Annotated in this window: 19 protein-coding genes; 10 read left to right on the top strand and 9 right to left on the bottom strand. The window is 65.3% G+C overall.

Annotated features, from left to right (window positions below; all coding sequences use genetic code 11):
- Positions 1-74 precede the first annotated feature (74 nt).
- Genes TU79_RS15975 through mexE form a run of 3 tightly spaced genes read right to left on the bottom strand, consistent with a single transcriptional unit; the run spans position 75 to position 5,923 of the window.
- Complete coding sequence (locus TU79_RS15975) at positions 75-1,490, bottom strand: efflux transporter outer membrane subunit (protein ID WP_057008871.1); 1,416 nt, start codon at positions 1,488-1,490, stop codon at positions 75-77.
- Entirely contained in the window at positions 1,487-4,666 is a 3,180-nt protein-coding gene (locus tag TU79_RS15970) for an efflux RND transporter permease subunit (protein ID WP_057008870.1), read from the bottom strand. The genes TU79_RS15975 and TU79_RS15970 overlap by 4 nt, the downstream gene beginning before the upstream one ends.
- A 15-nt stretch (positions 4,667-4,681) precedes the next feature.
- Positions 4,682-5,923: a multidrug efflux RND transporter periplasmic adaptor subunit MexE gene (mexE, locus tag TU79_RS15965; protein WP_057008926.1), complete on the bottom strand. Its 1,242-nt coding sequence runs from the start codon at positions 5,921-5,923 to the stop codon at positions 4,682-4,684.
- 284 nt (positions 5,924-6,207) lie between these two features.
- On the opposite strand from mexE, the gene TU79_RS15960 reads away from it, so the two are divergent.
- The 3 genes from TU79_RS15960 to TU79_RS15950 are packed head-to-tail and all read left to right on the top strand — an operon-like array spanning position 6,208 to position 8,746.
- Positions 6,208-6,624, top strand: coding sequence for a nuclear transport factor 2 family protein (locus TU79_RS15960; RefSeq protein ID WP_057008869.1), 417 nt, complete (start codon positions 6,208-6,210; stop codon positions 6,622-6,624).
- A complete protein-coding gene (locus TU79_RS15955; RefSeq protein ID WP_057008868.1) occupies positions 6,621-8,090 on the top strand; it encodes an FAD/NAD(P)-binding protein in 1,470 nt (489 codons plus the stop codon). The genes TU79_RS15960 and TU79_RS15955 overlap by 4 nt, the downstream gene beginning before the upstream one ends.
- Positions 8,087-8,746 carry a glutathione S-transferase family protein gene (locus tag TU79_RS15950; protein WP_057008867.1) on the top strand — a complete coding sequence of 220 codons (660 nt, stop codon included), beginning with the start codon at positions 8,087-8,089 and terminating at the stop codon, positions 8,744-8,746. The genes TU79_RS15955 and TU79_RS15950 overlap by 4 nt, the downstream gene beginning before the upstream one ends.
- Before the next feature lie 3 nt (positions 8,747-8,749).
- Here TU79_RS15950 and TU79_RS15945 read toward each other — a convergent pair whose 3' ends face one another.
- Complete coding sequence (locus tag TU79_RS15945; RefSeq protein ID WP_057008866.1) at positions 8,750-9,478, bottom strand: ArsR/SmtB family transcription factor; 729 nt, start codon at positions 9,476-9,478, stop codon at positions 8,750-8,752.
- Between the two features lie 156 nt (positions 9,479-9,634).
- Between TU79_RS15945 and TU79_RS15940 the strand changes: the two genes are divergently transcribed.
- The 6 genes from TU79_RS15940 to TU79_RS15915 all read left to right on the top strand — a co-directional run bounded on the left by TU79_RS15940 (position 9,635) and on the right by TU79_RS15915 (position 16,660).
- Positions 9,635-11,008 carry an MFS transporter gene (locus TU79_RS15940; RefSeq protein WP_057008865.1) on the top strand — a complete coding sequence of 458 codons (1,374 nt, stop codon included), beginning with the start codon at positions 9,635-9,637 and terminating at the stop codon, positions 11,006-11,008.
- Between the two features lie 112 nt (positions 11,009-11,120).
- On the top strand, positions 11,121-12,461 hold the full coding sequence (locus TU79_RS15935; RefSeq protein ID WP_231986808.1) for a lysine N(6)-hydroxylase/L-ornithine N(5)-oxygenase family protein: 1,341 nt from the start codon (positions 11,121-11,123) through the stop codon (positions 12,459-12,461).
- 16 nt (positions 12,462-12,477) lie between these two features.
- Positions 12,478-12,831, top strand: a complete 354-nt coding sequence (locus TU79_RS15930; protein WP_057008863.1) for a cupin domain-containing protein — start codon at positions 12,478-12,480, stop codon at positions 12,829-12,831.
- Entirely contained in the window at positions 12,828-13,931 is a 1,104-nt protein-coding gene (locus tag TU79_RS15925) for an NAD(P)/FAD-dependent oxidoreductase (protein ID WP_057008925.1), read from the top strand. The genes TU79_RS15930 and TU79_RS15925 overlap by 4 nt, the downstream gene beginning before the upstream one ends.
- A gap of 4 nt (positions 13,932-13,935) precedes the next feature.
- Positions 13,936-15,555: a methionine--tRNA ligase gene (locus tag TU79_RS15920; RefSeq protein WP_082638525.1), complete on the top strand. Its 1,620-nt coding sequence runs from the start codon at positions 13,936-13,938 to the stop codon at positions 15,553-15,555.
- Positions 15,548-16,660 (top strand): NAD(P)/FAD-dependent oxidoreductase, encoded by a 1,113-nt coding sequence (locus TU79_RS15915; RefSeq protein ID WP_057008862.1) that lies wholly within the window; start codon positions 15,548-15,550, stop codon positions 16,658-16,660. Before TU79_RS15920 ends, TU79_RS15915 begins: the two co-directional genes overlap by 8 nt.
- Before the next feature lie 14 nt (positions 16,661-16,674).
- Here TU79_RS15915 and TU79_RS15910 read toward each other — a convergent pair whose 3' ends face one another.
- The 4 genes from TU79_RS15910 to TU79_RS15895 are packed head-to-tail and all read right to left on the bottom strand — an operon-like array spanning position 16,675 to position 21,270.
- On the bottom strand, positions 16,675-17,121 hold the full coding sequence (locus TU79_RS15910; RefSeq protein ID WP_057008861.1) for a response regulator: 447 nt from the start codon (positions 17,119-17,121) through the stop codon (positions 16,675-16,677).
- A complete protein-coding gene (locus TU79_RS15905; protein ID WP_057008860.1) occupies positions 17,118-19,445 on the bottom strand; it encodes an ATP-binding protein in 2,328 nt (775 codons plus the stop codon). The genes TU79_RS15910 and TU79_RS15905 overlap by 4 nt, the downstream gene beginning before the upstream one ends.
- Positions 19,442-20,095 carry a response regulator gene (locus TU79_RS15900; RefSeq protein ID WP_057008859.1) on the bottom strand — a complete coding sequence of 218 codons (654 nt, stop codon included), beginning with the start codon at positions 20,093-20,095 and terminating at the stop codon, positions 19,442-19,444. Before TU79_RS15900 ends, TU79_RS15905 begins: the two co-directional genes overlap by 4 nt.
- On the bottom strand, positions 20,092-21,270 hold the full coding sequence (locus TU79_RS15895) for a sensor histidine kinase (RefSeq protein WP_057008858.1): 1,179 nt from the start codon (positions 21,268-21,270) through the stop codon (positions 20,092-20,094). The genes TU79_RS15900 and TU79_RS15895 overlap by 4 nt, the downstream gene beginning before the upstream one ends.
- A 155-nt stretch (positions 21,271-21,425) precedes the next feature.
- Between TU79_RS15895 and TU79_RS15890 the strand changes: the two genes are divergently transcribed.
- Positions 21,426-21,944 carry an SgcJ/EcaC family oxidoreductase gene (locus TU79_RS15890; protein WP_057008857.1) on the top strand — a complete coding sequence of 173 codons (519 nt, stop codon included), beginning with the start codon at positions 21,426-21,428 and terminating at the stop codon, positions 21,942-21,944.
- A gap of 63 nt (positions 21,945-22,007) precedes the next feature.
- Here TU79_RS15890 and TU79_RS15885 read toward each other — a convergent pair whose 3' ends face one another.
- Entirely contained in the window at positions 22,008-24,014 is a 2,007-nt protein-coding gene (locus tag TU79_RS15885; protein WP_057008856.1) for a TonB-dependent receptor, read from the bottom strand.
- Positions 24,015-24,082: the final 68 nt, after the last annotated feature.

Here is a 24,082-nt window from a genome sequence, read left to right as displayed (position 1 = left end):
AAAAAAGCCCCGTGACCGAATGGGCCGCGGGGCTAAAATTGGCTGGATGCGACCAACCAAAGGAGCTCTTCACATTACTTCGCGTTCGCGATGACCGTATCCGGTTGCCAGCCGCCGCCCAGCGCCTTGTAGATCGCTACAATCGCGCGATACAGATCCACTTCGGCCTGAGCCTGGGCGTCTTCGGCGGCCAGACGTTCCCGTTGGGCATCAAGCAATACCAAAAAGTCCACGGTGCCTTCGCGATAACGAATCGCCGCGAGATCGGCAGCGGCCCGGCTGGACTCACTCTGACGGATCAACGACAGCAGCCGCTGTTGGCGTTTGCCGTAATCACTGAAAGCATTTTCCGATTCTTCCAGCGCCAGCAGCACCTGTTGCTCATAGGTCGCCAGCGCGCCATCGGCCTCGGCATCCGCGCCGCGCAAGCGCGCACGCACGCTGCCCAGGTCGAACGCCGCCCAGGTAATGCTTGGGCCAAGCGCCCAGGCGTTGGCTGCCGCCGAGCCGATCTGCGAACCGCGCCCGGCGGTAAAACCGAGGAAGCCGCTGAGGCTGACCCGTGGGAACAGGTCGGCCTTGGCCACGCCAATGCGGGCGGTGGCGGCGGCCAGCTTGCGTTCGGCGCTGAGGATGTCCGGACGCCGTTGCAGCAGTTGCCCCGGGTCGCCAATCGGCAGCGCCTTGGCAATCGCCGGCAGGTCTTTGGGGCTCAGGTCGACGCTGAGCTTGTCCGGGCGCTGGCCGAGCAGGGTGGCGATGCGGTTACGCTCGCGCACCTGTTCGGCCTGCAGTTGCGGCACGCTGGCTTCCACCGAGGCCAGGCGTGCGTCGGCGCGCTCCACATCGAGCTGGTCGCCCACACCGGCATCACGCAGGCTCACCGTGATGCTGCGCGAGTCCTGCTGGTTCTTCAGATTGTCCAGGGCAATGCGTTCGCGCAGTTGCGCACCGCGCAACTGGCCGTAGGCATCCACCAGTTCGGCAATCATGCTCACTTGCAACTGGTACAGGTCGGCCTCGGCTGCCTGCTGGTCGGCGTCGCTGGCTTCCAGGTTGCGCTGGATGCGGCCGAACAGGTCCAGCTCCCAGGCCATGTCCAGCCCCAGGTCATAACGTTCGCTGTTGACCCGCCGGGTGGTCTGGCCAGGAATCTGCCCCTTGGCCAAATCACTGCTGGCGCGGCTGGTGATGGTCGGCATGGCGTCATTGCTGGCGTCATCACGAATCGCCCGGGCCGCACGCAGACGGGCAAACGCCACGCGCAGGTCACGGTTGCCTTGCAGCGACTGAGTCACCAACTGATTGAGGGTCGGGTCCTCGAACTGCTGCCACCAGATACCTTCGAACTTGGCGTGATCGTATTGTTTTGCATCCGCGGCGGCGGTGATGTTCGCCGCCTCCGGGGTCTGGGTTTTGTAGTCCGGGCCGACGGCACAGGCGGCGAGCGCCAGCACCAGCAAGCTCGGCAGGAATAGTTTCACGCTCATGGCTGTGTCTCCAGCTTCAAGGCCCTGGCCGCTTTGCGCGCCTGGCTGCGCTCCACATAGCGACGGATCAGTACGTAGAACACCGGCGTCAGCAACAGGCCGAAGAAGGTCACCCCGATCATCCCGGAGAACACCGCCACACCCATGGCATGGCGCATCTCGGCACCCGCACCGCTGGACAGCACCAGTGGCACCACGCCCATGATGAAGGCGAACGAGGTCATCAGGATCGGCCGCAGACGCAGGCGGCAGGCTTCGAGCACCGCAGCCAGCGGGTCAAGGCCCTCGGCCTGTTTGTCCTTGGCGAACTCGACGATCAGAATCGCGTTCTTGCACGCCAGGCCCACCAGTACGATCAGACCGATCTGGGTAAAGATGTTGTTGTCGCTGCCCGAGATGATCACCCCGGTGATCGCCGACAGCAGGGTCATCGGCACGATCAGGATCACCGCCAGCGGCAGGCTCCAGCTTTCGTACTGGGCGGCCAGCACCAGGAACGCCAGCAACACGCAGAGCGGGAACACGAACAGCGCGGTGTTGCCCGAAAGAATCTGCTGATAGGTCAGGTCGGTCCACTCGTAGGTCATGCCATTGGGCAATTCATCCTTCAACAGCTTTTCAATCGCCGCCTGAGCCTGGCCGGAGCTGTAGCCCGGTGCGGCGTTGCCGTTGATCTCTGCGGTGATAAAGCCGTTGTAGTGCATCACGCGGTCGGGCCCCGAGGTGTCGCTGACCTTGATGAAGGTCGCCAGCGGGATCATCTCGCCCTTGTTGTTGCGCACTTTCAACTGGCCGATCTGGTCTTCGTCCTGGCGGAACGGTTGTTCAGCCTGCACGTTGACCTGGTAGGTGCGGCCAAAGCGGTTGAAGTCGTTGGCGTACAACGAGCCCAGGTAGATCTGCAGGGTGTCGAAGATGTCGCTGATCGCCACGCCGTGGGTCTTGGCCTTTTCACGGTCGATGGCGGCATCGACCTGGGGCACGTTCACCGTGTAGCTGGTGAACAGACCAAACAGCTCCGGCACGCCACGGCTCTTGGCAATGATGTTCTGCACTTCCTTGTACAGCTCGTCGTAGCCCAGGTTGCCACGGTCTTCGACTTGCAGACGGAAGCCCCCGATGGTGCCCAGACCCTGCACCGGCGGCGGCGGGAAGATCGCCATGTAGGCTTCCTGGATGCCGCTGTACTGGCCGTTCAAGGCACCGGCAATCGCACCGGCGGACAGGCTCGCGTCCTTGCGCTCATCGAACGGCTTCAAGGTCACGAACACGATGCCGTTGTTCGGGCTGTTGGTAAAACCGTTGATCGACAGGCCCGGGAAGGCGATGGCACTTTCCACGCCCGGCTGCTTCAAGGCGATGTCGGACATGCGCTTGATCACCGCTTCAGTGCGGTCCAGGCTGGCGGCGTCCGGCAATTGCGCGAAGGCCACCAGGTATTGCTTGTCCTGGGCCGGCACGAAACCGGTGGGGGTGTGGGCAAAGCCGAACCAGGTCAGCACCATCAACCCGGCGTACAGGAACAACGCGATACCGCTGCCGCGAATCACCCGGCGTACGGTGCCGACGTAACCGTGGCTGGCTTTCTCGAAGAAGCGATTGAACGGCCGGAACAACCAGCCGCCGAACAGCTTGTCGAGCACCCTGGAGAAACGGTCCTTCGGCGCGTCATGGCTGCGCAGCAACACGGCGGCCAGGGCAGGGGACAGGGTCAGCGAGTTGAACGCCGAAATCACCGTGGAAATCGCAATGGTCAGGGCGAACTGCTTGTAGAACTGCCCGGTCAGGCCGCTGATGAACGCCGCCGGAATGAACACCGCACACAGCACCAGCGCGGTGGCGATGATCGGGCCGGTCACTTCGCTCATGGCCTTTTCAGTGGCCGGAAAGGGTTCCAGCCCCAGTTCGATATTACGCTCGACGTTCTCCACCACCACGATGGCATCGTCCACCACGATACCAATGGCCAACACCAGGCCGAACAGCGACAGCGCATTGAGCGAAAAGCCGAACAGGTGCATCACCGCAAAGGTCCCGATCAACGACACCGGCACCGCCACCAGCGGGATGATCGACGCGCGCCAGGTCTGCAGGAACAGGATCACCACCAGCACAACCAGAATCAATGCTTCGAACAGGGTGTGCACCACCGCCTCGATGGAGCCGCGCACGAACACCGTCGGGTCGTAGGCGATGCGGTAATCCATGCCTTCGGGGAAGCTCTTTTTCAGCTCCGCCATTTTGGCGCGCACTTCGTTGGAGATGTCGATGGCGTTGGAGCCAGGGCGCTGGAAGATCGGGATTGCCACGGCCGGCTGGTTGTCGATCAGCGAGCGCAGGGCGTATTGGCTGGAGCCCAGTTCAACCCGTGCGACGTCCTTGAGACGGGTGATCTCGCCGTTGTCACCGGCGCGGATCACGATGTTCTCGAACTCTTCTTCCGTCACCAGGCGACCCTGGGTGTTCACCGACAGCTGGAAGCTGGTGTCGGTGGGCGCAGGCTGCGCGCCCAGGGCACCGGCCGCCACCTGGCGGTTCTGTTCGCGAATCGCCGTCACCACATCGGTGGCGGTCAGGTTGCGCGAGGCGGTCTTGTTCGGGTCCAGCCAGACACGCAGGGAGTAGTCGCCCATGCCGAACAGTTGCACATCGCCGACGCCGCCGAGGCGGGCCAGCTCGTCCTTGATATTGAGGATCGCGTAGTTGGACAGGTAGAGCATGTCGTAGCGCTGATCCGGCGAGGTAACGTGCACCACCATGGTCAGGTCCGGGGAGGCCTTGTCCACGGTGATACCGATGCGCGTCACTTCCTCGGGCAGTTTGGGCTGAGTGCGCGTCACGCGGTTCTGCACCTGCACCTGCGCGTTGTCCAGGTCGGTGCCCAGGGCGAAGGTGATGGTCAGGGTCAGCTTGCCGTCAGCGGTGGATTGCGAGGACATGTACAGCATGTTCTCGACGCCGGTGATTGCCTGCTCCAGCGGCGCGGCCACGGTTTCGCCGATGACCTTGGGGTTGGCGCCGGGGAAGTTGGCGCGTACCACCACGGTGGGTGGCACCACTTCCGGGTACTCGCTGATCGGTAATTGAAACAGCGAGATTGCACCCGCGATCAGGATCAACAGCGACAGTACCGCTGCGAAGATCGGCCGCGAAATGAAGAACTTGGAAAAATTCATCTTGAGTCGTATCCCTTAACCGCGTGGAGTCGCGACAGCGGCGAGCTTGGGCGCGGTTTTTTCCGGCGCCACCTGTTCGAGGTTGCTGGCTTCAAGCGCGTGTCGTTGTTGGGCGAGGGCGGCGAGGGTTTCCTGGCTGGCCATCGGGATGGTCTCCGGGGAAACCGGTGTACCCGGGCGCACGCGCTGCAGACCCTTGACCACAATGGTGTCGTCCTTGCCCAGGCCGTTGCGCACGATGCGCAGGCCTTCGATCTTCGGCCCCAGTTCCACCGCGCGGTAAGCCGGCTTGTCGCCTTCCATCACCAGCACGAACTTCTTGCCAAGGTCGGTGCCCACGGCCTCGTCATTGATCAGCACGGCCGAATAGGTGCCGCTGCCCACCAGCTTGAGGCGGGCATACAGGCCAGGGGTGTATTCGCCCTTGCTGTTATCGAACACGGCACGCCCGCGAATGGTGCCGGTGGCCGGGTTGACCTGGTTGTCGACGAAGTTCATCTGGCCCAGGTGCGGGTTGCCGGTTTCATTGGACAGGCCCAGGTACACCGGGGTGCTCGCGCCACGACGGCCCTGGCGCGCCAGCTCGGTGTACTTGAGGTACACGCGCTCGTCGGCGTCGAAGTAGGCGTACACCTTGTCGGTGGAGACCACGCTGGTCAGTGCGGTGGTATCGGCCGTCACGAGGTTGCCGGCGGTGATCTGCGCGCGGCTGACCCGCCCGCTGATCGGCGAGGTCACGCGGGTAAAGCTCAGGTTCAGTTTGGCCAGGTCCAACTGCGCCTGGATCCCGGCAACGGCGGCGCGGGCTTCCTGGGCGGCAGTGGTGCGCGAGTCGGCCAGTTCGGCGGAAATCGCGTTGCTCTGGCGCAGACGGTCACCGCGCTGGGCTTCGTTATCGCTGCGGGTGGCGGCGGCCTTCGTCTGTTGCAACTGGGCTTCAAGCTGACGCACTTGCGCCTGGAACGGGCGGGGGTCGATCTGGAACAGCAGGTCGCCTTTCTTGACCAAAGCGCCTTCGGTAAAAGCGACTTGATCAATCTGGCCAGAGACCCGGGGACGAATCTGCACGGTTTCCGGGGCTTCGAGACGGCCGGTGAATTCGTCCCACTCATTGACCGGTTGTTCCAGCACCTTGGCCACGCTGACTTTCGCCGGAGGCATGGCGGCGGCCTGATCGGGGGTCTTGCCGCAGGCGCTCATCACCACCACGGCCAATATCGCCAGGGGGAAGCGCAAGTGTTTGAGTGACTGTTCCATGAGGTGCATCCGCCAATGTATTTGAGATGGGCGGATCATGCGCGGGGTGAGGGTATGTCACGAATCGAATGAGGCGAAGGTGACTATCATTCGGAATGATATAAGCAAACAGGCACGCCAGCTCCCACAGAGACGTGGATCGGCGAGTTGCACCTGCCTTTGCTTTGGCTTTTGATCTCAAGCGCCCCGTCAGACACTTCGACCCAGCCCGAAGCATCCCCCCTCAGCCATTCCCTATAGTCACAGGCTCTCTCAGCCCAGCGCTGCCACCCAAGGAAACCGCCATGACCTCGTCCATCGACCCTGGCCTGCTGGATATCTACGAATCCTGGCACACCACCGTCTGTGCCGGCGATCTGGCCGCCACCGCGGCGCTCTATGCCGAAAACGCAGTATTCGAAACGCCGCTGGTGCTGGCCATCTACCCCGATCACGGCAGCGGCGTGCTGCAAGGCCGCGCCACCATCCAGCGCTTCATGGAAGACAGCAAACGCAAGTTCCCCAGCGACCTCGCCGAGTGGTATCGCAGCGACAAGGCTTTTATCAACGGGCGCAACCTGACCTGGGAATACCCGCGCAAGACGCCCAAGGGCGAGCAGGTCGATTTGATGGAAATGATGGAAATCGAAAACGGCCTGATCACCTACCACCGTGTGTACTGGGGCTGGTACGGCGTGCGTTTGCTGGCGCGGGCGTTGTGAGCTTCAGTCGTGCGGTCGCCATCATCGGCGCCTCGGTCACCGGCGTTGCGGCCTTTATTGCGCTGGTGCGCCTGGGTACGGCGCGGCGTATCGACCTGATCGATCCCCAGGGGCTCGCCGATTCGATCGCCTTCACCACCGCCGAGGAGGGGCTGTTGTGCAACACCTCGGTGCAGACGATGTCGGTGCTCGACGATGACCCGCAGGACTTCCAGCGTTACCTGCACGCCCAGGGCATTGCCGCCAGTGAGGACGGTTTTGTGCCCAGGGCCTGGGTGTCGGGCTACCTCAAGCAGCGTTATACACAATACCGCGACCTCGCCGAAGCACGGGGCATCGCACATCGAGTCGTGCGCGCAACCGTGCGGCGTATCAAGCCGGTTGGGCCCGGTTGCTATCACTTGCAGCTGGACGATGGCGACGACCTCATCACCGCTGCGGTGCTGGTGTGCACCGGCAGCGCGGCGCCCTGTGTGCCGCCGCAGGTCGCGGCACATGTGGGCGCGCCGGGCATTTTCACCACGCCTTATCCCACCGGCGCCTGGTTGCAGCACTTGAATGCCCGGTCACGGGTGCTGGTGCTCGGCAGCCGCCTGTCCGCTGTCGACAGCGCATTGCTGCTGTGCGGCGCGGGGCACCAGGTGTTGATGGCGTCACCCTCCGGGCGCTTGCCGGGCGTGCGCACGGCCACGCCACGGCGCAGTGCGGTTGCCCTGGATGAAGCGCGATTTGCCCGGCTAAACCTGGAAAGTCCCAAGCTGTACTGGCATCTGCTGCGCCTGCTCGCCCAGGCGGCCAAGGCCATCAATGGGCGTCCGCTGCGCGAGCAGATTGATCGCAGCCGCGACCCGGCCCAACGCCTGCGCGGTGAAATCGCCCTGGCCAGCCGTGGCGCGACCGATTGGCAAAACCTGCTGGTGCACTGCATGGACCTGGCGGACCTGAAACTGCGCGCCGCGCCCGCGACGGTACGCATGGCCGCGCTGCAAAACTGCTGGGAAGCAGTGGGGCGCTATCTGTTCGCGGTGCCCCTGCAAACCGCCGTCACCCTGTCGCAGTGGATCGACGAGGGTCGCCTGCAACTGGCCGCGCATGTGCCCACCCGGCTTGAGTGGCAGGGCCGGTGGATCGCCCACGACGACCATGGCAACAGCCACGCGGTCGACGCCGTGGTGTGTGCCAGCGGTTTTCACAAACAACCGTTCCATGTCACGCCCCAAGCCCTTGAATTACAGGCGCCGGCCGGCACCCCCTGCATGCCACCGGCGGTCTCTGCGCAATTGCAGGTCAGCCTGCCGGGTGCCGACCGCCCGGACAACATCTGGCTGCTGGGCGTGGCGTCCTACCTGGCGGCGCCGATGGTCAACTCGGTGTACCAGTCGGTGCGCCAGGCTGCCGAGGTGGCACTGATGCTCAGCGAGCACCCGGCCTTCAGCGACGAACAGACAAACGAGGCAGTGGCATGAAAGTGTATGGCGACCGAGGCTCAAGCAACACCCGGCGGGTGCTGACCACCGCTGCTTGCCTGGGGCTGGACGTTGAATTCGTCTTCCTCGACCTGTTCAGCGGCCAGAACCGCACGCCGGAGTACCTGGCCCTCAACCCCAACGGCACCATCCCGACGTTCGTTGACGGCGATGTGGTGCTGTTCGAAGCCTCGGCCATCATGATCTATCTGGCCGAGCAGGCCGGTTCTGCACTGCTGCCCCAGGGCAAGGCGAAGTACGAAACCCTCAAGTGGATGTTCTGGGCCGCCGAGCATTTTCGTCGCGGGCCCACGGTGCTGATCGAGCAGCGGTTTATGGAGCGTCTCAAGGGCAATGCCGAAAACCCCGCACTGGTGGCCGAGGCGCTGCACGCGATCCATCGTTACACGGCGGTGCTGGATGAGCATCTGCGCACCCGGACGTTCATGGTCGGCGACGCCCTGACCCTGGCCGATATCGACCTGGCGGCGCCGCTGAGCCATATTCCGCGCACCCAGGCGCCGTTCCTCGAGTATCCCCATGTGGCGGCCTGGTACGCGCGCATCAACGCCCTGCCAGCCTGGCAGCAGAGCGGGGCGGCGCAGGAGCGGCGGATCGTGGACATTGAAGGGCTGTTCAGTCCTCAGCCCGCTTGAGGATCAGGCCGTGGTCAAGACGCGCAGCGGCGCTTCGAGATGGCGCAGGTGCTCAATCCCCAGGTGGGTCTTGAACGCACGCCAGCCGGCCACGGTGACAAACACGGCACGGCTGCCCGCCTGCCGGCGCAGCCAGCCCAACTGGGTAAAGGTGTCCAGCAGATGGCTGCCGAGCGGGCCGGCGATATGGTGCTCGCGCTCGGTCCAGTCCAGGCAGCGCCACGCTTGCACGTGGTCCTGAAAGCACGGTTCACCGCTTTCCGGGTTCAGCGATTGCAGCCACTCGATGCCGCGCAGGCTCAGCACGTATTCGCGCTCGTTGCGCTCCAGGATATAACCGCGCTCCAGCATGCCCTGGGTCACGGCCACACCGACCTGACCCGCCAGATGGTCGTAGCAGCAGCGCGCGAAGCGCAGATCATGGGCCGCGCGGTTGGGCAGGCTGCGCCAGGAACTGGTTTGCGGGGACACTGCGGCCAGGCTTTCGAGGACATGGGACACGTCGGGGCCGGCCAACTGATAAAAGCGATTGCGGCCCTTGATTTCAACGGTGAGCAGGCCGCCGTCGAGCAATTTGGCCAGGTGCGAGCTGGCGGTCTGCGGTGTCACGCCCGCCGCATCGGCCAGGGCACTGGCCGACAGCGCACTGCCGTCGGCGAGGGTGATCAGGATCACGGCGCGTACCGGTTCGGCGATCAGGTAGGCGATGGATGAAATTTTAGGTTGGGTCATTCCCTTGAACTCCGCGCTGTGCCAGGTGATATCAGGGCGAGAATGACACAAACACTAACACTTCGACACGCCTCGAAGCGTTTATCGGACAAAGCTGCTTATAGTCACGCCGCAATGAGTCACGCCGCAATCTTGTCGTTAAGGAAACACGCAGTCATGGAACTCAGCACGCGCTATCAACGACAGGTACTGATCGCCACCAGCCTCAGTTACGTGGTCGTCATCCTCGACACCTCGATCGTCAACGTGGCGCTGGAATCCATCTCCACCACCTTTGGTTCGGACATCACCGGGCTGCAATGGGTGATCAACGCCTACACCCTCACATTCGCCAGCCTGCTGCTCACCGGCGGCCTGCTCGGCGACCGCTTCGGCGCAAAAAAAATCTATGCCCTGGGCCTTGGCCTGTTTGCCCTGGCGTCCGCGCTGTGCGGCCTGGCCACCGACCTCCCGGAACTGGTCGGCGCCCGCGTGCTGCAAGGGCTGGGCGCGGCGTTACTGGTGCCGTGCTCGTTGATGCTGATCAACAGCGCCTACCCGCAGTCCCATCAGCGCGCCAGTGCCATCGGCGTGTGGGCCGGCTGCGGCGGCATCGCCATGGCCGCCGGGCCTTTGGTGGGCGGGGTGCTGATCGAACTGTTCGGCTGGCGCAGCATTTTCCTGATCAACGTGCCGATTGCGTTGATCGGCGTATGGCTCACCTCACGCATCCCGCACGCCGCGCCACTGGCGCCCAACCGACACCTGGACGTTACCGGGCAAATCGCGGCGATTATCGCGCTGGGCTCGTCGGTGGCCGTGTTGATCGAGGGCGCCAGGCTGGGCTGGAGTTCCGAATGGGTCTATGCGGGCGTGTTCGTCGCGTGCATTGCCTGGTGTGTGTTCCTGGTCACCGAAAGCCGCCACAAGGACCCGATGCTGCCGCTGCAGTATTTCCGTAATCCGACCTTTTCCGGCGCGACCTTCCTGTCGATGGCCTCGGCCCTGGTGTTCTACGGGCTGTTCTTCCTGCTGAGCCTGTATTTCCAGACTCATCGCGGCTGGTCACCGCTGGAAACCGGGCTGGCCTTTCTGCCGCTGACCGCCATGGTCACCCTCGGCAGTTTCACCTGCGGTCGCCTGACCCGTGCCTACGGCCCACGCGCCGTGCTGGTGGCGGGTTTCGGCTTGTACACCCTGGGCTTTATCGGCCTGTTCGCCCTGGCCGGTGACGCGCCGTACTGGCGTATCGCGCTGTGCTACCCGGCGGTGGGTTTTGGCGCGGGAATCATCACCCCGGCTGCCACCGCCGTACTGATGAGCGTGGTCGACCGCGCCAAGGCCGGCGTCGCCGCCGGCACCCTGAACGCCAGCCGGCAAAGCGGCTCGGCCTTTGGCGTGGCGATCTTCGGCGCGTTGCTCACCTCGGTTCAGCCATTGGACGACGCCATTGAGGTCGCGGTCGGCGTCGCGGTCGGCTTGTCGCTGCTGGCCATGCTGCTGTGTGTCCTGATGCTCAAGGCCCCGATTGTGCAGGCCGTGGAAAGTTGATGCGCCACCCGCTGTAACAGCACCACCCGTAACAGCCAGCGCCCGGCGCGCCTTCGTGATCATCGCGAGGCGTTGCTGCATCTGAAACCATCATCAATTAGGGATAGTGATCATGAGTGTGCTCTCTGCAGCCGCAGTGGTAGACATGGCGGGAATCGGCATCGGTCCGGCCAACCTGAGCCTGGCGGCACTGGCCCGGCCCCATGCGGGCATCAGCTCGGCCTTCTTCGAGCGCAGCAGCGAGTTCCAGTGGCATGCGGGCATGATGGTGCCCGAGGCCAGGTTGCAGGTGCACTACCTCAAGGACCTGGTCAGCCTGGTCGACCCCTCCAACCCACTGTCTTTTCTGGCCTACCTGTCGAAGAAAAAACAGCTGCTGAGTTTTATCAACGCCAATTTCGATCAGGTGCTGCGCCGCGAATTCAACCAGTACTACCGCTGGGCGTGCAGCCAGTTGCCCAACCTGCACTTCAATCGTGACGTGCGTTCGGTGACCTTCGACAACGGCCTGTTCATGCTCAAGGGCGATACCTGGATGCAGCCGGCGCGCAACCTGGTGCTGGGCACCGGCCAACAACCATCGGTGCCGGCGTTTGCGCAGGCGCACCTGGGCGAGACGCTGTTTCATGCCTCGCAATACATGACCCGCAAGCGTTCGCTCAAGGACAAACGCGTGGTGGTGATTGGCGGCGGCCAGACCGGCGCCGAGATCATCCAGCACCTGCTGTCCGACACCAGCGCACTGCCGGCCAGCGTGACCTGGGTGTCGCGGCGCTGGAATTTCGCGCCGCTGGACGAATCACCGTTTACCAACGAGCTGTACACCCCGCAGTACAGCGACCATTTCTTCGCCCAGCCCGAGGCCGTGCGCCAACCGCTGCTGGCCGAGCAAAAGCTGGCCAGCGACGGTATCTCGCAATCGCTGTTGCAGTCGATCTATCGGCGTCTGTACGAACTCAAGCATGTGCTGCATCACCCCTGTCACATCCGTCTGCTGCCAGGCCGCGAGCTGACGGCCGTGCAGCCCCGCGCGCAGCACTGGAGCCTGGCGCTGCTGCACGGGCACAGCCAGGCCCGCGAGGAACTGAGCGCCGACATCGCCGTGCTGTGCACCGGCTACGCCTACCAGATGCCGGCGTGCCTGGAGGCGCTCGAACCGCGCATCACGCGGCGCAACGACGAGTACGTGTTCAACCCGGACTACTCGGTGCAATGGGACGGCCCGCAGGGTTCGGCGCTCTATGTGCAAAACGCCGCGCGCAGCCAGAAAGGCATCGCCGACCCCAACCTGGGCCTGATCCCCTGGCGTTGCGCGCACATCATCAACAGTGTCAGCGGCCAGCCCCTCTACGACCTGGACGAGCCTGAAGCCTGCGTCCAGTGGGGCGCCAGCGCTGCCTTCGACGACGTCAGCGATGGGCGCTTCGATCGCCTCGCCGCCGTCGCCAACTAGACCCAGGAGTCCCGTCATGGAACCCATCACACTGCCCCCCAACGGCAACGCCCCGGTGATTCGCGAAACCGAGGAACCCGTTGCGCTGCAAGGCGTGCACCTGTACCTGCACCACTTTTCCGGCCGGCTGACCAATGCGCCGATCCAGTCCTCGCGCTTCACCATCGAGCCCGGCTGCGGTACCGAAGAAGACAAACACGCGGTGAACGAAATCTGGTTTATCAGCGGCGCCGATCTGGAGGTGTATTACGACGGCACCTGGCACGCGGTCAAAAATGGCGGCAGCGTGTATTTCGAGCCGTGGCGCCCGCATTTTGTGCGCAATAACAGCACCACCCAGGCCCAGGTGTTTTCGGTGTGGTGGGCATGAGCCGGCAGGCCGATTTCGACCTGGTGATTGTCGGCGGCGGCATTATCGGTGCCTGGGCCCTGCACCACGCCGTGCAGCGCTACCCGCACTGGCGGATCCTGCTGATCGACCGCTTCCGCATCGGCGACGGCGCCACCGCGCATTCGGCGGGCGTGCTGCTGGCCACCGGCAAGTCCGAGCGCGAGCGGCGCCTGGCCGGGGAGAGCGCCGGGCTGTATCGCGCCTTGCGTGACCGGCTGGGCCTGCGCACCACCCAGGCGCCGGTGTACTGGCTGGCCCATCACGGGTTCACTGCCGATATCCGGCGCGCCGTGGTCGAGGCGCCCGTGCTGCCGGCCGATGTGTCGCTGCAGGCCCTCGGCGAACGCCTGGGTACCGCGCTGCACCTCGGCGCCGACGAACACCTGTCCAGCGGCGGCACGGCGGAAAGCTACGAGCCGCCGCTGGTGGCACGGCTGCTGATCAGCCAGAGCCTGGCCAGTGCGAATGTGCAGTGCATCGAAGGGGTCGGCGTGGAGGCCATCACCCGCACCGGCCTGCGTCTCAGCGACGGCTCCCGCGTGCAGGCGCAGCGCACCCTGATGGCCACCGGGCCGTGGGTCAATGAGTCGCCCTTTGCCGCCGTCGCGGCCGAACACGGCCTGCGTGTGAAGAAGGTGGTGGCCCTGCATATCGACGGCCGGCCGCCGGCGGATGCCGCCGCGCTGTTCCTGCCGCAATCGGACGCCTACCTGATGCCGTTGCCGGCGCGTAACCAGTGGCTGTTCAGCTTTCGCTGCGACGAATGGGACGTGGCGCCGCGCAAACACGCGCTGGAAATCAACGCCCACGACGTGCAGGTCGCCACCCGCACGTTGGCGCGCTACCTGCCCGACCTGGTGGCGCGTTGCCGTGGTGGCCGGGTGTTCTGCGACAGCTACAGCCCCAGCGGTGAGTCGCGGGTCAGCTACCACCCCGAGCAACACCTGGTGTTCGCCGGGGCCGGCAGCGGTGCGGGTTTCCGCCTGGCCCCCGGCATTGCCCGCGAAGCCCTCGACCTGCTCGTGACGCACTGGCCCGACACGGCCGCCGCCACACCTTCCGCCGCCTTGATGGACTGAACCGATGACCGCCCCTCCCGCGCAAACCTTCTTCCTGATGCCGATTCCGCCCACGCCCAACGGCCGCTTGCACCTGGGCCACATCGCCGGACCCTACCTGCGCATGGACATGCTCGCGCGCTACCTGCGCAGCCAGGGTCACCACGTTGACGTGGTGTCGGCGGTGGACGGCTTTGACTCCTACGTGTTGTGGAAGGGCCTGCAGGAGCAGCGCGCGCCCGAAGCCGTGGTGCGCGACTACCACGCCCGGATCGCCAATGACCTGCGCGCCCTCGACGTGCACGTCGATGACTTCCTCGACCTGGTGCAGGGCCCGTATGCCCGCCAGCATGCCGCCAATGCCCAGCGCACGGTGGAGCGGCTGGTGGCGCTGGGCGTCACCGAAAACGTGACCGAGCGCGTGCTGTATTGCCCCGGCACCCGGCGCTATATGGCCGGCGCCTGGCTGGTGGGTCAGTGCCCGTATTGCCAGGCCGGCGCCGGCGGCTACTTTTGTGAAGCCTGTGGCGCGCTGTTCCGCCCGGAAAGCATGCTCAACCCGCAGCCACGCATGGGCGACAGCCCGCTGCAATGGGTCGAGGTCGAGAGCCTGTTCCTCAAGGTGGCCGACCCCGAGCAGTTGCTGCACCGCATGAGTGCCAGCGGCGCGCCGGCATCGATCATCGAGGTGATCGCGCGCTTTTTGCAGCGTGAAAACGGCCGCGTGCGCCTCACCGCGCCCGGTGACTGGGGCGTGGCCTGGAGCGCGGACCGCTTCGGCAACCCACGGGTGCTGTTCGAGTCCGGCTGGGAATACGCGCTGACCTGCGCCGACCGCGCGCTGGAGCAAACCCCTGAGCACGGCCACGCGATGCTGCGCAGCAGCGCAGTGACCACGCTGGTCAGCTTCGGTATCGACAATGCGGTGTTGCTGCTGGCCGGCAGTGCGGCGGTGATGGATGCGTTGCAGGATCACCGGTCGTTCGACTACGTGCTCACCAACTACTTCTACAACCTGCAAGGCGCGAAATTCTCCACCAGCCGCCTGCACGTGGTGTGGGCGGCCGACATCGTCGACCACACCCCGGCCAGCAGCGACGGCGTGCGTTACTTCCTCAGCCGCGAAAGCCCGGAAAACGGCGAAACCAACTTCGCCATCGAAGCATTCATCGAGGTGGTCAACGTGGAGCTTGCGGGCGCACTCGACAGCCGCATCGACCTGGCGCTGGCCCACCTCGATCAGCAGCGGCAGGTTATCGAGCCCGGGCTGCGCGCGAGCCTCGACGCGGCCGTCGAACGCCTCGCCTTCGCGTTCCGCCTGGACGCGGTCTCGGTGCGTGACGCCTGGGGCGTATTGCACCAGTGGATGCAGTGCCCTGAGCTCGACGTGACCGACAGCGCCGATGCCTACCTGTGGCTCAAGGGCCTGGCCTACCTGGCGGCACCGACCATGCCGCGTGTGGCCGCCTACCTGTGGCAGCGGCTGGGGCATGACGGGCTGCCGAGCCTGCAGGGGTTGTACAACGCCTCGACGCCTCGCGAGAACAGTGCGCCGCGCCCGCGTTTCAAGCCGTTGTCGCCCGCCAGCCTCGCACCCTGCCTGCCCGCCAGCGTGGTGCTCGACGGCGCTCCCGCCCATGCATGAGTCCGCCGACGTCATCGTGATCGGCGGCGGCACCACCGGCACCAGCGCGGCCTGGCACCTGGCGCGGGCCGGTGTGTCGGTGCGGCTGCTCGACAAGGGCGCTATCGCCAGCGGCGCGTCCGGCGCGTCGCCTGGGATCGTGCGTGAGTATTACGCCGACCCCGCCCTGAGCCGGTTGGCGGCGCAAGGGGTGCAGGCATATCGCGATTGGGCGCAACGCTATCCGGGCGCCTGCGGCTATCGGCGCACCGGTTTTCTCACCGGCATTGCGCCGCGCGAGCAGGCCGCGACCCAGGCCAATGTGGCGCGCTTGCCCGGCCTGGCATGGCTTTCACCGGCGGCCGCACGTGACCTGATTGCCGACCTGCACAGCGATGCGCTGGCCGGTGCGGTGTATGAACCCGACGCCGGCTATTGCGACCCGCGCCAGACCGCGCAGAGCTTTGCCGCGGGCGCGCGCGACCTCGGTGCGGTCATCGAAGAGGGGCGGGCCGTGCAGCGCATCGTCTGCGATGGCGGGCGGGTGACTGGCGTGCACACCGATCGCGGTTTTATCGCCTGCGCCCGCGTGGTCAACGCCGCCGGGCCCTGGGCTGCGCCACTGGGCGCCGACTGCCAGGCGCCGCTGCCGATCCATGCCACCCGACAAACCGTCGGTATCGTTCAGACGCCCGGCGCGCATCCGCCCATGCCTGGCTACTGCGACCGCGACGCCGGGTTCTACCTGCGCCCCGACACACCGGGCCGCTACTTTATCGGCTCATTGATCGCCAGTGAAAGCCAGCCCATCGACCCGGACGCCTTCGAGTGCAGCCTGAGCGATGCAAGCGTGTTGGCCCACCGCGACCGCGCCGCGCAACGCCTGAGCCGTCTGCTGGACGCGCAACCTGTCGGGCACCGCGTGTCATTCTTCGACAGCACGCCGGACGGTAACCCCATCGTCGGCGCCGACCCGCGCATTGGCGGCCTGCTGATCGCCGCAGGGCTGTGCGGGCATGGCTTCAAGTTCGCGCCGCTGTTTGGCGAGGCGATTGCGCAGTGGGTGGTGCAGGGCACGCTGCCTGCCGTGCTGGCGCCGTTTGCGCTGGAGCGCTTTATCGAGTGACCCGGCCGCCGGTTTCAGGAGCGTTGCAGCAAGGCAATCTGCTCGGCCGGCACCAGGGTGCGCAGGGTTTTGTAGAGCGCGCGGGTTTCCAGGAGGTTCCACACCCGCAGCATGGTTTCCAGCGCGTCCAGCGGTTTGCTGATGAAATCCCGCGCGCCGAGGGCCAGGGCGCGCAGGCGCGTGTCGCGGGTGGCGTCGGCGGTGAGCACCAGGATCGGCAGGTACTCGCCGTGGGGGATGCGCCGGTTGAGCTGTTCGAGCACCGCAAAGCCGTCGAACTGCGGCATATGCAGGTCGAGAATCACCAGGTCCGGCTCGAAGCTGTTGAACAGCTCCAGGGTGCGCAGCGGCTCGGTGCTGCTCAGCACATTGGTCAAGCCTTCGCGCGCCAGCAGTTGCTCCACCAGGTCGAGGTTGGGGCGTTGGTCGTCGATAATCAGAATGCGCAGGTCGAGGTTCACGCGGGCTCCGGAAAATACTGGTCGAGGTGGGCGAGAAACGCAGGCACGTTGATCGGTTTGTTCAGCACGGCGGTGGCGCCGGTGTGCTGCAAGGCTGTGCGGGTGAGGTTGCTGGCATCGGCGGTGAGCATCAGCACCGGCGTGTCGCGGGTCAGCGGCGCGCGGCGCAGGCGTTGCAGCACTTGCAGGCCGTCGATGTCGGGCAGCGATACGTCCAGCAGAATCAGTTGGGGCGCATGCTGCGCGGCCAGGTCCAGCCCGAGCTGGCCCTGCATGCTCGACAGCAGCTTGATGCCCGGCCTGCGCTGCAACAGGGTTTCGATCAGCGCCAGGCTGGCGAGGTTGTCTTCGATACACAGCACCTTGCCGTGGATCGCCTGCGTGCCGGGGGCAGGGCGGGCCAACGGGGCATCGCTGACGGCAGCGCCGGGACGTTGCGTTTCCTGCACCCGTACCAGCGGCAACTCCAGGGTAAAACGCGAACCGATGCCCGGCTGACTGTGCACCTGCAGGGTGCCGCCCATCTTCTCCAGCAGGCTCTTGCTCAGCGCCAGGCCCAGCCCGCTGCCTTCGACGGTGGGGTCGGCGCCCAGACGCTCGAACGGCTTGAACAGTTGCCCAAGGTGCCCGGCCGCAATGCCCTTGCCGGTGTCGCACACCGACACGCCGATGCGTTGGCCGTGCAGCGTCACCTCGATGCTCACATGGCCGGGGCGCAGGTTGTACTTGATCGCATTGGACAGCAGGTTGAGCAGCACCTGGGTAAGGCGTTGGCGGTCGGCGACGATGCCCAGGTCGGGGGCGAGCGCCGGCAGTGGCTGCAACTGGATGCCTGCGTCCGCCGCCATCGGCGACACCAGCGTCAGGCACTCCTGCAGCACTCCGGCCAACGGCAATGGCTCGATGTTGAGCGGCAGGCGCCCGGCCTCGATCTTGGCGATGTCCAGCACTTCATTGATCAGCGTCAGCAGGTGTTGCCCGGCACGCAGGATGTGACCGACGTTGGCTTTCTGCGCGGCCGGTGCGTCCATTTCCAGCAGTTGTGCAAAGCCCAGGATCGAGTTGAGCGGGGTGCGCAGTTCGTGGCTCATGCGCGACAGAAACTCGCTCTTGGCGCGACTGGCGCGTTCGGCCTCTTCGCGCGCGGTGCGCAGGGCGATTTCCGCCGCGCGGCGGTCGGTGATGTCGCGGGTGATCTTCGAGAAGCCGCGCAGCGCACCGGTGCCGTCGTACTGCGCGGTGATCACCACGCTGGCCCAGAAGTGCGTGCCGTCCTGGCGGCAGCGCCAGCCTTCTTCGGTGTAGTCGCCGTTGCGCGTGGCTTCGCGCAATGCCATGGCCGGGTGCTGCGGGCATTCCTCGGGCAGGTAGAACACCGAGAAATGCTGGCCGATGATTTCCTGTTCGGTGTAACCCTTGATGCGCTCGGCGCCGTTGTTCCAACTGGTGACGTGGCCCGCCGTGTCGAGGGCGAAGATCCCGTAGTCCTTGACCCCGTCGATGATCAGCCGCAAGCGCTCTTCGTTGTCGCGCAGCGCGCGCTCGCGCTCCGACAGCAGCAGGCCGGCCTCCACCAGGCGCGTGCCCAACTGGCCGATTTCATCGTGTTCCGGCGGTTGCGGCAGCAGCGGGTGACCCAGCGCCAGGCGCTGCGCGTTGCGTTGCACGTTCTGCACCCGGGCGACGATGCCCTTGGACAGAAACAGCACCGCGACGATGGCGCCGAACAAGCCGCAGACCGCCGCCAGCCAGGTCGACAGCAGCAGGCGCTCGCGGGTTTCGGCCGCGGCCTTGCTGCGTTCGGCCAGCAACGAATCCTCCAGCCTGAGCATGGTGCTGATGTGTTGGCGCAACGCATCGAGGATGTGCTTGTTGCTGATCAGAATCGCGCTGATCGATTCCGCCGTGGCCTCGCGGTCGTTGAGCATGGCTTCCAGGCCGTCGACCTTGTGCGCGATCAGCGGCTTGATTGCGTTGAGCTGCTCGCGCACCCGCGGGTCGCGCACGTTGCTGTCGAGCCTGTGCAGCGCCGATTCGATCTGCGGGCCGGCCGTGCGGTAGCTGGGCAGGAAGTCCTCGCGGCGGGTCAACAGGTAGCCGCGCACGCTGCCCGCCGCTTCGGCCAGCAGGGTGTGCACGGCCTGGATATCGCGCTGCACGCGCAGCACCCGACGCACGTCCTCTTCGGCGTGGGCCGTTTGGCGTTCGGTGATGTAGATCAACACCAGGGACAGCAGCAGCACCACCAGTGGCAGCGAAATCACCAGCAGCGCCTTGCCGCGCAACGGCAGGTCGGCCCAACGCTGCGCCTGCAAGCGCCTCATGCCTGGGTCACCAGGCCCAGGGCGATGCCGCGCACCGCCGCCTGGGTGCGGTCAGCGGCGCCCAGCTTGCCGATTACCCGCTCGACATGGGCCTTGGCGGTGCCGGTGGTAATCCCCAACTGTGCGCCGATTTCGCGGTTGCTCATGCCCGTGGCGACCAGGCCCAGCACCTGGCGCTCCCGTGGCGTGAGGTGTTCCATGGGCGCCGCGCCGCCGACGTTGCGCTCGGCCATGCGCCGCAGCAGGCGCGTGCTGACCAGGCTGTTGAGCGCTTCGCCACCGGCGGCCACTTGCTGCAGGGCGGCGATCACCTCGTCACGGCTGGCGTCCTTGAGCAGGTAGCCGACGGCACCGGCATTGATCGCCGCTTCCAGGTGGTCGGGGCTGTCGTCCATGGTGAACATCACCACCTTGAGGGCCGGCAGGCGTTGTTGCAGCAGGCGCGCCGCGCCAAGGCCGTTAAGCACCGGCATGCGGATATCGAGGATGACGATGTCCGGCAGCAGTTGCTCGCACAACGCCACGGCCTGTTGGCCATCGCGCGCCTGCCCGACCACCTCGAATTGCGGGTGGCCGGCCAGCAGGGCGACAAAGCCGGTGCGGGTCACTTCGTGATCGTCCGCGAGGACCAGACGCAGTACATCGCTCATGGGCAAGTTCCGTTGAAGTGGGCAGGCACGCTGGCCTGCAAGCGGGTTCCGCCGTCGAGCGCGCTGACGCAACTGAAGCGTCCGCCCAGCAGACTGGCGCGCTCCTGCATGGTGGCAAGGCCCAGGTGCTGCGCGTCATCGCGTGGCTGCCCGGCGGCAAAGCCCCGGCCGTTGTCGTCCACCCGCAGTGCGGCCTCGCCGTCGCGCAGTTCAAGGGCCAGTTGCACCTGGCTGGCCTGCGCGTGCTTGAGCACATTGTTGATCGCCTCCTGGCCGATGCGAAACAGGGCGATCTCCACCTGGCTGGGCAGGCGCGCGTCGCAGTGCACCTGCCAGACCACGCGCACACCGGCATCGCGCAGACGGTCAGCTTCCTTGTCCAGAGCCTTGAACAGGCCGAAGTCGTCGAGCACCACGGGCCGCAGGCCGGCGATCAGTTGCCGGCCTTCACCGACCGAGTGCTGTGCCAGGGTCAGGATAGCCTGCAGGTCGGCGGCCAGGGCGTCGGGCAACGGCGGGCAGCGGCCGGCGAACCCTTGCAGGCGCTGGTGCAGGCCGGCGAGGGTTTGCGCCAGGCCGTCGTGCAAGTCGTAGGCCACGCGTTTGCGCTCATCTTCCTGGGCATGCAGCAACCGGTTGACCAGCTCGGAGAGGTGTTTGTCGCGGCCCTTGAGGGTGGTCAGCAGGCGGTCGTTTTCCAGGTGCGCGGCCAGCAGCGTGGCAAGCAATTGCAGGGATTCAGCGTCTTCATGGTCCGGCGCGCGCAGGCTCACGCTGTTGCCCAGCACCAGCACGCCAAAGGTGCCGCCGTCGCTGCCGCGCAGCGGTACGTGCAGCACGCTGGGCAGCGCCTCGCCGGGCAGTTCCTGCCAGTACGGTGTGCGCCGGCTGCGGTCGGCGAGGGTCGCCAGGCGGGCGAGGTGGGCCGGGTTGCCCTGGCGGGCGCTGGTGTGGGCGACGCCCTTGGTGTCCCATTCCTGCAGCAGCCCGTGGTCCATCGCCAGAAACCCGCAGGCCCGTTCCAGCACGCGTTCGCGCATGGCGGCGGGGGCCAGGTGAGCCAGTTCCTGTCCGGTGTCGACCAGCAGGCGCAGGCGCGCGGTGCGGCTTTGCGACTGCCTGAAGTGCGCACGCATGGCTAGCGCGCTGGCGGGGTCGTGAGGCGTGTTGTGCATGTTGAATGCTCAGGGGCGCGAGGCGGCTATTAGACCGCGTCCGGCACCCTGTGCGCCATCTGCCAGATGGCATAGGCAAATGACTCCGGTTGGCCGATGGCGGGAGGCGGGCGGCTTGGCAAAGTGGGCTCAACGAACACCACCGGAGCATCGCAATGAAATCCAGAACCGCCGCCCTCGCCCTGCTGTTTGCCCTGAGCGCACCGCTTGCCCAGGCCGCCGTCACGGCCCCTTATGTGTACCTGGACGTGGCCCAGGCGCCTGTCAATGTGAAGGACCGCGAGATTGCCGGGCTGTTCGACCGCTGGAACACTGCCTTGCAGACCGGCGATGCCAAATCGGTGGTTGAACTGTACGCGCCGGATGCGGTGTTGCAGCCGACCGTGTCCAACCAGGTGCGCACCACGCCGGATCAGATCAGGGATTACTTCGATCACTTCCTGGCGCTCAAGCCGGTGGGGCAGATCAACTACCGCGAGATCCGCCAGCTGGGCAGCAATGTGGCAATGGACAGTGGGGTGTATACCTTTACGTTGACCGAGGCCAATGGGGGCAAGCGGCAGGTACAGGCGCGGTATACCTTTGTTTATGAGCAGGTCGAGGGGCAGTGGAAGATTCTTAATCACCATTCTTCGGCGATGCCGGAGGTGCAGGTTCGGCATGCCAGGCAGTGAGGGTTGGGGTTTGTTTTTTGTGTACATATCCGTTGGTGCGGTAACGGATATGTACACCAACCCCTAAAAATCCAACGTCACCCCACTCATCAGCGTCCGCCCATCCCCCGGCGAATGCAGCGATGCCCTGGCCCCATCCGGGTCATACCAGGCATATTTGTAATAACGGTTAGTGAGGTTTTTCACCTGCAGATCAACACTGACCGACTCCGTCACTCGGTAAACGGCACCAAGGTTCATCAACACATAACCGCCGTAAGTGCCTTGGGTGTTCTCCCGCTCCAGATAGTAGTGAGTCTGCCCATTCATCCACGCGCTGAGTTGCAGAGCCGGTGTGGCCTGGTAACGAATGCCGGCATTGTACAAATGATGGGGAATGTGGTCGATTTCGCGGCCTTTGCTGACCGGTAGGGTCGCGCTGGGCTGCAGGATTTTCGAGTACTGCCAGGCGTAGGCCAGCCAGACCTCGGTGCGCGCGTTCGGGTGCAGGTTGAGCTGCGCGTCGTAGCCCCAGCGGCGGGTCTGACCGACATTGTCCGACTCGCCGCTGGGGTCGTTGAGCCGGCGGCTGACTTCACCGCTGGCCTGCTGTTGCCAGTAGGCAATGCGCCCGTCGACCCAATCGGCAGGGGTAAACGTGATGCCGGTTTCCCAGCCCTCGTTGATCGACGGTGCAAGGTCGGTGTCACGCGGCGGAATTTTGTAGGCGGCGGCCCCGGTGCCCACCTGGAAGGTGCGGCCCCAGTTGGCGTAGACGCTGGCCACGTCCCAGGGCGCATACACCACGCTGAGCTTGGGTTGCTTGATCAGCCCGTAGTCGTTGATGGCGTAGTCCGTGCCGGTCATTTCATTGGTGAAGTCGCCCTGGATCCGGTCGACGCGGTACGCGGGGATGATCTTCAGTGATTCGAACGGTTGAATCTCGGCCTGCACGTACGCACCCACGGTGTCGAAGTCGAACTGCTGATCCCGGGTCTGCGCCAGGCGCGCGCGGTTCAGGGTGCGGTAGCGCTCGCTGGTGTTCTGCTGGCGCTGGATATCCGCGCCGCCTTCCAGGGCGAAGTGGTACAGCCCGCTGACGGCGGGGCGCCAGGTCAGAGAGGTGAGGGCGCCGTACTGGGTTTCGTAAGCGTCCCGTTCCTGCTGGGCGCTGGTGCGCCAGTACTGGGTCCAGCGTCGGTCATCGAAGGTGTTGAGGTAGGTTTTCGCCGACCACGCCAGCGTCTCGGCCAGCTCGGTATCAAGGTGCAGGCTGAGCTGGTTCATGCGCCGTGTGCCCTTGTCGCTGGCGTTGTAGGCGTTGCTCATGCGGGGATGCTGGTGCGCATCGTCGGCACTCAGATAACCGGGCTCCCGGGCCTCGGTTTCGTAATGGCGGGCGATCAGGCCGATGCGGTAGCGATTGTCGTCCGGGGTGTAGAACCACTTGCCGGACATCGACAATTTGTCCGCCTCGGCGTGATCGCGATAGCCGTCTGCTTTCTGGTAGGCGAAAAAGTAGTTCTGCGTCCAGTTGCTGCCCTCGATGCCCTTGGCGAACTGGGTTTCACGGGTGCCATCGCTGGCGTAACGGATGCGCGCACGGGTGTAGTCATCGCCGGTGCGGGTGAGCATGTTCACGTTGCCGGCGATGTTGTTCAGGCCGTAACGGGCATCGCTGGTGCCGCGCACCACTTCGATGCTGTCCAGTTCCAGTGGGAAAATCATGTCCATGAACGGCATGTTGCCGTCGTTGCTGTTACTGGGAATGCCGTCGATCAGCAGCTTGACCGCGTTCACTTCACCTTCGCCGTTGAAACCGCGAAACGAAATCTTGCCGGAGGTGGTGCCCTGGTTGAATTCGGTCAGCATCACCCCCGGCGCCCGACTGAACAGCTCCCAGCTGTAGTTGACCGGCATTTTTTCCACGACATCGGCGCTGAGGATGTCCACCGAACCGAGCACGCCGTGGGTGCCGAGTGGGCCGCTGTCAGCGCTGGTGCCCTGGATCGCGACCGCGCCAAGGGTGAGGGCGGAGCTTTCGTCCGCCGAGGTCAATGACGAGAAGGCAAGCAGGCTCACCGAGAGCATCGGCCAGAGTGAGCAGGGCACAGCCACACGCTTTGCGCGCGGCAGAGTAGATGGAGCAGGCATAAGGC

The organism is Pseudomonas trivialis, from assembly GCF_001439805.1.
GTDB classification, from domain to species: domain Bacteria; phylum Pseudomonadota; class Gammaproteobacteria; order Pseudomonadales; family Pseudomonadaceae; genus Aquipseudomonas; species Aquipseudomonas trivialis.
This window is presented reverse-complemented; position numbering and strand designations above follow the sequence as displayed.

Bases quoted from the DNA above. Each gene is read 5' to 3' on its own strand.
- TU79_RS15915 (WP_057008862.1), top strand. From the start codon at position 15,548: ATGCATGAGTCCGCCGACGTCATCGTGATCGGCGGCGGCACCACCGGC.
- TU79_RS15930 (WP_057008863.1), top strand. From the start codon at position 12,478: ATGGAACCCATCACACTGCCCCCCAACGGCAACGCCCCGGTGATTCGC.
- TU79_RS15895 (WP_057008858.1), bottom strand. From the start codon at position 21,270: ATGCACAACACGCCTCACGACCCCGCCAGCGCGCTAGCCATGCGTGCG.
- TU79_RS15960 (WP_057008869.1), top strand. From the start codon at position 6,208: ATGACCTCGTCCATCGACCCTGGCCTGCTGGATATCTACGAATCCTGG.
- TU79_RS15890 (WP_057008857.1), top strand. From the start codon at position 21,426: ATGAAATCCAGAACCGCCGCCCTCGCCCTGCTGTTTGCCCTGAGCGCA.
- TU79_RS15885 (WP_057008856.1), bottom strand. From the start codon at position 24,014: ATGCTCTCGGTGAGCCTGCTTGCCTTCTCGTCATTGACCTCGGCGGAC.
- TU79_RS15950 (WP_057008867.1), top strand. From the start codon at position 8,087: ATGAAAGTGTATGGCGACCGAGGCTCAAGCAACACCCGGCGGGTGCTG.
- mexE (WP_057008926.1), bottom strand. From the start codon at position 5,923: ATGGAACAGTCACTCAAACACTTGCGCTTCCCCCTGGCGATATTGGCC.
- TU79_RS15970 (WP_057008870.1), bottom strand. From the start codon at position 4,666: ATGAATTTTTCCAAGTTCTTCATTTCGCGGCCGATCTTCGCAGCGGTA.
- TU79_RS15900 (WP_057008859.1), bottom strand. From the start codon at position 20,095: ATGAGCGATGTACTGCGTCTGGTCCTCGCGGACGATCACGAAGTGACC.
- TU79_RS15905 (WP_057008860.1), bottom strand. From the start codon at position 19,445: ATGAGGCGCTTGCAGGCGCAGCGTTGGGCCGACCTGCCGTTGCGCGGC.
- TU79_RS15945 (WP_057008866.1), bottom strand. From the start codon at position 9,478: ATGACCCAACCTAAAATTTCATCCATCGCCTACCTGATCGCCGAACCG.
- TU79_RS15975 (WP_057008871.1), bottom strand. From the start codon at position 1,490: ATGAGCGTGAAACTATTCCTGCCGAGCTTGCTGGTGCTGGCGCTCGCC.
- TU79_RS15920 (WP_082638525.1), top strand. From the start codon at position 13,936: ATGACCGCCCCTCCCGCGCAAACCTTCTTCCTGATGCCGATTCCGCCC.
- TU79_RS15935 (WP_231986808.1), top strand. From the start codon at position 11,121: ATGAGTGTGCTCTCTGCAGCCGCAGTGGTAGACATGGCGGGAATCGGC.
- TU79_RS15940 (WP_057008865.1), top strand. From the start codon at position 9,635: ATGGAACTCAGCACGCGCTATCAACGACAGGTACTGATCGCCACCAGC.
- TU79_RS15925 (WP_057008925.1), top strand. From the start codon at position 12,828: ATGAGCCGGCAGGCCGATTTCGACCTGGTGATTGTCGGCGGCGGCATT.